Source organism: Coleofasciculus sp. FACHB-712 (genome assembly GCF_014695635.1).
In the GTDB taxonomy this organism is placed as follows: Bacteria; Cyanobacteriota; Cyanobacteriia; order Cyanobacteriales; family FACHB-T130; genus FACHB-T130.
The window spans coordinates 1-6,106 of the sequence record NZ_JACJOQ010000433.1 but is presented as its reverse complement, the minus strand read 5'-3'; the positions used below and the strand labels follow the sequence as shown (position 1 = coordinate 6,106).

The following is a 6,106-nucleotide window of genomic DNA, read 5'->3' as shown; positions in this document are numbered from 1 at the left end:
GAACATCCGATGTCGAGAATTTTTCGAGGACGGAAGTTGGGATGCTGCGGCTGTAAGTAATTGCGAACCACAGACTGCCCTAAGTCGTCATTCATTGGCCCTAGACGACCCATTACATAAACGTAAACACCGCGATCGTAGACAGCCCCTGCTGCGATGTCGTTTTCGGTATATTCGCTATGGTATCCACCCGGCATACAGTGAATATCGACTGCGGTGTGGTACGCAGGTATTTTCAAATCGGCATTCAAGGTTAAAGAACCCAAAGAGCTATCCTTAACCCGCGCCTGCTCCATCAAATCGGCAAGCTGCCGATCGACGCTAGTATTGACTGAATCCCACATCATTTCTTGAGTGGTACGCCGCAATGCACCCCACATTCGGTAATAGGGTTCGTGCTGCATCAGACGGCGAACTTCATGCCGATCTTGAGGCGATCGCTGATGCTCTTGCTCAAACTGCGGTTTAAGCCGCTTCTCGTAAATTGCTTTATTTCCTGGGGTAATCTGACTGGTCAGGTAGCCTTTTAAGCTATTGACAAAGTTTTGGCGTGCTAACTCGTCATGGGTCGCTTGAGGTAACATCCGGTGTTGGAATTGTGTATCCATATCCTAATTTCCTAACCCCTTATTGTTTACTCTAACAAGTTATCGTTAGCTTTCAGGGGTTTTGGTGTAGGTAAACCCTCGCATTCACATCACGTTACTCTTCCCGAAGCGATCGCTAACCAACATAAATGCGAGAGCGATCGCTCCTATGACAAAATCTAGAAGCGATCGCTCTTTCCTCAGTTAAGGACTCAGTTAAGGACAGAATCGCTTACTTGAGGTGACTGGCTGTTTTTTGCCTTCTTCTATCTAGCACTGAGGTAAGCTTCTAGCTTCTCAGAACCCCCAATCAACTTGCCATCAATAAATACTTGGGGAACCGTTGTTCCGCCTGTGACAGCCCGTAAAGAACGAGTAGTAATTTCTTTGCCTAAGACAATTTCTTCGTAATCCAACCCATGCTCCTTCAGCATCACCTTTGCACGAGAGCAGAAAGGACAACCTACTTTTGTGAACAGGGAAACGATCTGAGGCTTTGCTGCCTCAGGATTGATATAGTTGAGCATTGTCTGGGCATCAGACACCTCAAAGGGGTCTCCCTCCACAACTGGCTCAATAAACATCTTTTCAATCGTGCCATCCTTCACCAGCATGGAATAACGCCACGACCGCTTCCCAAACCCTAACTCAGCTTTATCAACCAGCATTCCCATGCCTTCGGTGAATTCACCATTTCCATCGGGTAGCAGAGTTAGATTCTCTGCTTCTTGGGATTTAGCCCATTCATTCATCACAAAGGCATCATTGACGGAAATACAAATAATGTCATCAACGCCATTTTCATGAAAGACTCTAGCCAACTCGTTGTAGCCAGGGAGATGGGTTGATGAACACGTCGGAGTAAAAGCACCCGGTAGCGAGAAAACAACCACTGTCTTCCCAGCAAATAAGTCGTTAGTCGTCACATTCACCCACTCGTTGTCATGGCGAGTACGGAAGGTGACGTTGGGAACTTTTTGTCCTTCTCGATTAGGAAACATGAATTTCACTCCTTGACTACAAGCGATCTGAATGATGAACTTCTATTAAGCGTACTCATTATGACTACATTTTGTCAAGGCAAAAACTTTTTTAACTCGCTTTCACGGCTAGAGAAAAATTGGATAAAACTGGGAAACCTGACTCTGAAGCGTGGCGCTACATAAACGAAGCCTGCTCCCGGCAGGCTAAAATTCTTCAGGCTGCTCCCGGCAACCTTTGCACGCGCCAGCCTCGCCCTGAAGGGTGTGGCGGCATACATTGGGTGGGATGCTCCCATGATTTTCTAGTCGTCTTATCGTCTTCTTGAAGCTCAGAAAAATGCAGGCAACGGTCGAACAGCTTTCTCGGATTTTGGTTTTTGTAGATTTAACTTTGCCAGAATTAGAGCGTTTACAACCCCACACGCAGGTGCAGCACTACAGCCAAACAGAGATTGTCATGCAGGAAGGCGATCGCCTTCCTGCAAAGCTATATGCTCTCCTGAGCGGTTCCTTACAAGTCGTTAAAACGGCAATAACCGGCAAGGAAACGATTCTCCGTACCTTACCACCAGGGGAAATCTTTGCGGCTCCCGCCTTATTGGGTGATGGAATTGCCCCAGCGACCGTTACTGCTGAGTGTGATTCTCAAATTCTGACGGTAAAACGAGATGCTCTTCTAGAAGCCATTCAGCAAACCCCGGAAATTGCCTTACGAATGCTGATGGTTTTCAATTCTAGGCTGCAACAACTCCATGAAACGGTGCATGGATTGGTTTCTGAGCGGGCAATTGTGCGCTTAGCTAGATTGATTCAGTATTCTGCAACTCGATATGGTACCTCTCCAGCGGCAGAAGGTCAGTGTTTGAAGGAGAAGCTTTCTTATTATCAAATGGCTCGCAGTATTGGTATTACCTATGAGGAGTGCGTGCGACTATTTAAAAGTTTGAAGCCGGTTATGGCTTACAGTCGGGGTGGAAAAATTACGGTGCTTGATGCACAGAAATTGGAGGCGATCGCTTCTGGCACCGTTAATTGCTAAGGAATAGGCTGGGAGTAAAGTTTGTCTAGGCTGAAGTTGGTAGCTATTTTGCGATCGCCCAACCAAGAGAGTCATGAAACCCTTTCTTCTTTACTTAACAAGCGCTTTTAGGAGCTAGCTATTTTAGGAGCTAGCTAGCAACACTCCCAACACCATTCCCCTCAGCTTGAGCTTTGAACTTTCTTTTCGCTTCGTAGAATCGACAGGCGACAGATCCCAGCGAGTAAAGCAATGCAGCGTTATTCGACGCTCCAACCACAGCACCGATTACAGGCAAGAGTTCGATAAAGCCTAGTCCAACTTTCAGGACTCCAGAACCGCCAACAGACAAACCGAAAATGGCTAGGACTTCGCCTCGTCGAGTTGGATCTTCTAACGAAAAACCGTATGCAGCCGCAATGCGGTAGATCATCTCTGCTTGAAGCGCTGTAACCGCTGCCACATCGACTGCAAACAGAGTGAGCGCTATCGGAGGCACGAAGTTAGTGAGTAATCCAATTCCCCCGCCTTTCAGGGAAGTGTCAACAATAATTCGGTGAGCCAACTGCTCAGAGCTTTCTAGAGGATATTCCTGTCGGAGCTTGTTTACCTCATTCTGAGCTTTTTGGGCATCAACTTGACCCAATGCAGTCGTTAGCCAATTGATGCCTGGAACCTTGGCAGCAAACTTCACGACTGGATTTTCAGCGATTGGGGTGACGATTTTGCCGACGTTTTCCGTTCCTTGCTCCACGAAGCGCACAGCCGCAGATCCAACCGTTTCTCCTACGGCAGTAGTCGTGCTAGTAACGTTTTCAGCAGTAGACTGCAATGTATCAGAAGCCAATTTAGCAAACTGAATTGCTGTAGCGATCGCTTCACTCATTGGGTCTGTGCCTGAACCTTCTTTGCCTGGTACTGCCATAGATTTTGGTAACTTTTAAACTTTAGACTGACACCTACTTTACAAAAAGCAAAGACTCCGTAGCCTCTATCCTCTGATAGTGATTGAATCTTCTAAAAGTCTGAAATTCAGTACTCAGTCTCATCGCTCAGTTTTTTACAGATACCAGTCTTTGGAAGTTTAGAACAATAAGCGATCGCGCTTTCTCTGCTAGATTTCGGTGCTGGAGGCGATCGCTTTGAAATAATCACCACGCTTCAGCAACTTTAGAACAAACCCAAAGTCAGGGATTTGTCAATCGGTAAAGTAGCACCAATTCCTAGCCAGAGTGTAACTAAGGTACCCACTAAGAAAACAACTGTGGCAACTGGGCGACGGAATGGGTTTTGGAACTTGTTAACGTTTTCGATGAAAGGAATTACGATTAAGCCCAAGGGAATCGAAGCATTGAGTACAACTCCCAATAGTTTGTTAGGAACAACGCGAAATATTTGAAACGTTGGGTAGAGATACCACTCTGGCAAAATCTCTTGAGGAGTCGCAAAAGGATTTGCCGGTTCTCCTACCATCGCTGGATCGAGAACTGCCAGCCCTACACACAATGCAATGGTTCCTAAAATCACTACTGGAAAAATATAAAGCAGATCGTTAGGCCAAGCTGGTTCTCCATAGTAGTTATGCCCCATCCCTTGAGCTAGCTTTGCCCGCAGTTTTGGATCGCTCAGATCGGGTTTCTTCTTGATTCCTGTCATATCACAAACTCCACTGCTGCCATGTAAAGCGAGTTATTTGCTTATGACTGTTCAGTTTAGCGATCGCTTGTTATTGCTGTCTTGCCTATTCTTCTGAAAATGTTCTAATCTTCCAAAAATCTTAGAGAGCGTCCCTATAGGCTTTTGGCGTAGTTGTAGTATATTGACGAAAGACTCTGGTAAAGTGGCTCTGACTCTTAAAACCTACTTGCTGAAGTATTTCTGCAATTGTCAACTCTTGCCTAGCTAGCAGCAATTTAGCTTTCTCAATCCGACATTTGGTTACATATTGATGCGGTGCAAATCCGGTAGATTGTTTGAACAAGCTGGCAAAGTAATGTGGACTCATCTGAACGGTGGCGGCAATTTCAGCCAACATCAAGTCTTGATCTAAATAGTCGTTGATGTAAGCGATCGCTTCTCTTAACTTGTGAAGCGGTAATCCGCCTGTGTAGTCTCGAACGAGCGATCGCTTGACAGAGTATCGCTGTAGCAAATGAGCCGAGAGAGCAGTTGCCATAGACTCAGCATACAGACGACTATCTACTCCACCGGATTCAAGTTCAGTTTTCAGTGATAAGCCAATTTGTTGAATCAGCGGATCGTGTACTCTGAATTGCGGCACTATCTCTACTCGATCTGCATCAACTGATTCATACGCAACACGAGCAAATGTTGCTGGTTCAAGATAAAGATTAATAAACTCAGCTTTGCGATCGCATTTAGCGATTAAATCTGATTGATTGGCGGGAAAAATACCAACATCACCATCTGTATAGCGCTCACTCTGCCAGTGTCCATTTCTTTTTAGTCTTATCTCGAATTGCCCAACACAGATGGTGATAATATGCTGGGCAAAGCAACATTCAGGAAGTTCGTGAGCAGACTGTCGATGATAAGCGAAGTGAATACCTGACCACGCAGAAGTATTACTTGAGAGTACAGGTGCGTTTAGGACAAGCTGCTTCCAAACTTTTTCTTGTGTGAGATCGATATTCGGTAGTTGAGCTTCTGGCATGACTGGTATAGCTTTGCATGGCTATCCTTAGTTTATGGGGTTAACCGAATGAATGTGACACCGGGACACTTTATCCGTGAAAAGAAAAGCTTAAAGCAGTTATTAGAGTTACCTTTTTTGCGATTATTGATTCTGGTACTTACTATTTACCCTGCTATCAGAATGGACAACGATATCGTTCTTTTTCTTGCCGGTGTTGGCGTACTCGTCTTCTATCTCATCTTCTCGGCGCTGACTGAAATGGGGACTAAACTCCCCTGGAAGAAATAGCTAGTTTTGTTGTATGGTGGGCTTCTGCCCACACGTTTTGAAACATTTATAGAAAGATGCGATCGCGTCCTTCTAGGCCTAAAATTATTGAAGATCCGCAATCATCCTTGGGCAGAAAGAAGGGCGCTCGCACCTGCTTCTTACGTTACTTTTCACAGTTACAGAACCATTGGAAGCAGGCGTTAGGTAAACATTCTCTCAGTTTTCCGTTTTGGGGCTGCTGAGAAAGCTTAAATTATTCAATCATGTATCGTCAAGAAGTTAGAGGCAAACTGCGGAAATCATTGCCCTACTTAGTGACTGAAATAGCATTTTTGAGAAGAGCAGCAGTCTCTTCTGGTTTTCCGGAAGAGGGAAAAACCAAAATACTCTTAATTTTGGGGTTATTAACCAATTCTTTTAAGCGATACAACTGCTTATCTGAGATAGCTACTCCCTCATACTTTTCGGCGTAATCTAGTTCTTGGTTGAAGTTAGCATCGTTATAAATTTGAATGAAAGCGCGATCGACATTCCAATTTTGCCAATCAGCCGCAAAATAACGTTTACCCCAATAAGGATTATGATGGCAAAG

At 45.1% G+C, this 6,106-nt stretch carries 6 protein-coding genes and 2 pseudogenes; 2 read left to right on the top strand and 6 right to left on the bottom strand.

The genetic code is table 11. From position 1 onward, the window contains the following. Positions 1-608, bottom strand: a pseudogene (locus H6F50_RS13405) (class I SAM-dependent methyltransferase); the annotation flags it as partial. Positions 609-853: 245 nt separating this feature from the next. Continuing rightward, positions 854-1,588, bottom strand: a complete 735-nt coding sequence (locus tag H6F50_RS13400; RefSeq protein WP_190429074.1) for a glutathione peroxidase — start codon at positions 1,586-1,588, stop codon at positions 854-856. A gap of 319 nt (positions 1,589-1,907) precedes the next feature. Between H6F50_RS13400 and H6F50_RS13395 the strand changes: the two genes are divergently transcribed. Next, on the top strand, positions 1,908-2,609 hold the full coding sequence (locus tag H6F50_RS13395; protein WP_190429073.1) for a Crp/Fnr family transcriptional regulator: 702 nt from the start codon (positions 1,908-1,910) through the stop codon (positions 2,607-2,609). Between the two features lie 130 nt (positions 2,610-2,739). Here H6F50_RS13395 and H6F50_RS13390 read toward each other — a convergent pair whose 3' ends face one another. The 3 genes from H6F50_RS13390 to H6F50_RS13380 all read right to left on the bottom strand — a co-directional run bounded on the left by H6F50_RS13390 (position 2,740) and on the right by H6F50_RS13380 (position 5,262). Next, positions 2,740-3,513 (bottom strand): EcsC family protein, encoded by a 774-nt coding sequence (locus H6F50_RS13390; RefSeq protein WP_190429072.1) that lies wholly within the window; start codon positions 3,511-3,513, stop codon positions 2,740-2,742. A 245-nt stretch (positions 3,514-3,758) separates the two neighbouring features. After that, on the bottom strand, positions 3,759-4,244 hold the full coding sequence (gene petD / locus H6F50_RS13385; RefSeq protein WP_190429071.1) for a cytochrome b6-f complex subunit IV: 486 nt from the start codon (positions 4,242-4,244) through the stop codon (positions 3,759-3,761). 121 nt (positions 4,245-4,365) lie between these two features. Continuing rightward, positions 4,366-5,262 (bottom strand): helix-turn-helix domain-containing protein, encoded by an 897-nt coding sequence (locus H6F50_RS13380; RefSeq protein ID WP_190429070.1) that lies wholly within the window; start codon positions 5,260-5,262, stop codon positions 4,366-4,368. A gap of 48 nt (positions 5,263-5,310) precedes the next feature. On the opposite strand from H6F50_RS13380, the gene H6F50_RS13375 reads away from it, so the two are divergent. Continuing rightward, positions 5,311-5,532, top strand: coding sequence for a hypothetical protein (locus H6F50_RS13375; RefSeq protein WP_190412909.1), 222 nt, complete (start codon positions 5,311-5,313; stop codon positions 5,530-5,532). Positions 5,533-5,821: 289 nt separating this feature from the next. Here the strand turns inward: H6F50_RS13375 and H6F50_RS13370 are convergent. Beyond that, positions 5,822-6,106, bottom strand: a pseudogene (locus H6F50_RS13370) (glycoside hydrolase family 10 protein); the annotation flags it as partial.

Coding starts and splice junctions, on each gene's coding strand:
- H6F50_RS13400 (WP_190429074.1), bottom strand. CDS start 1,588: ATGTTTCCTAATCGAGAAGGACAAAAAGTTCCCAACGTCACCTTCCGT.
- H6F50_RS13395 (WP_190429073.1), top strand. CDS start 1,908: ATGCAGGCAACGGTCGAACAGCTTTCTCGGATTTTGGTTTTTGTAGAT.
- H6F50_RS13390 (WP_190429072.1), bottom strand. CDS start 3,513: ATGGCAGTACCAGGCAAAGAAGGTTCAGGCACAGACCCAATGAGTGAA.
- petD (WP_190429071.1), bottom strand. CDS start 4,244: ATGACAGGAATCAAGAAGAAACCCGATCTGAGCGATCCAAAACTGCGG.
- H6F50_RS13380 (WP_190429070.1), bottom strand. CDS start 5,262: ATGCCAGAAGCTCAACTACCGAATATCGATCTCACACAAGAAAAAGTT.
- H6F50_RS13375 (WP_190412909.1), top strand. CDS start 5,311: ATGAATGTGACACCGGGACACTTTATCCGTGAAAAGAAAAGCTTAAAG.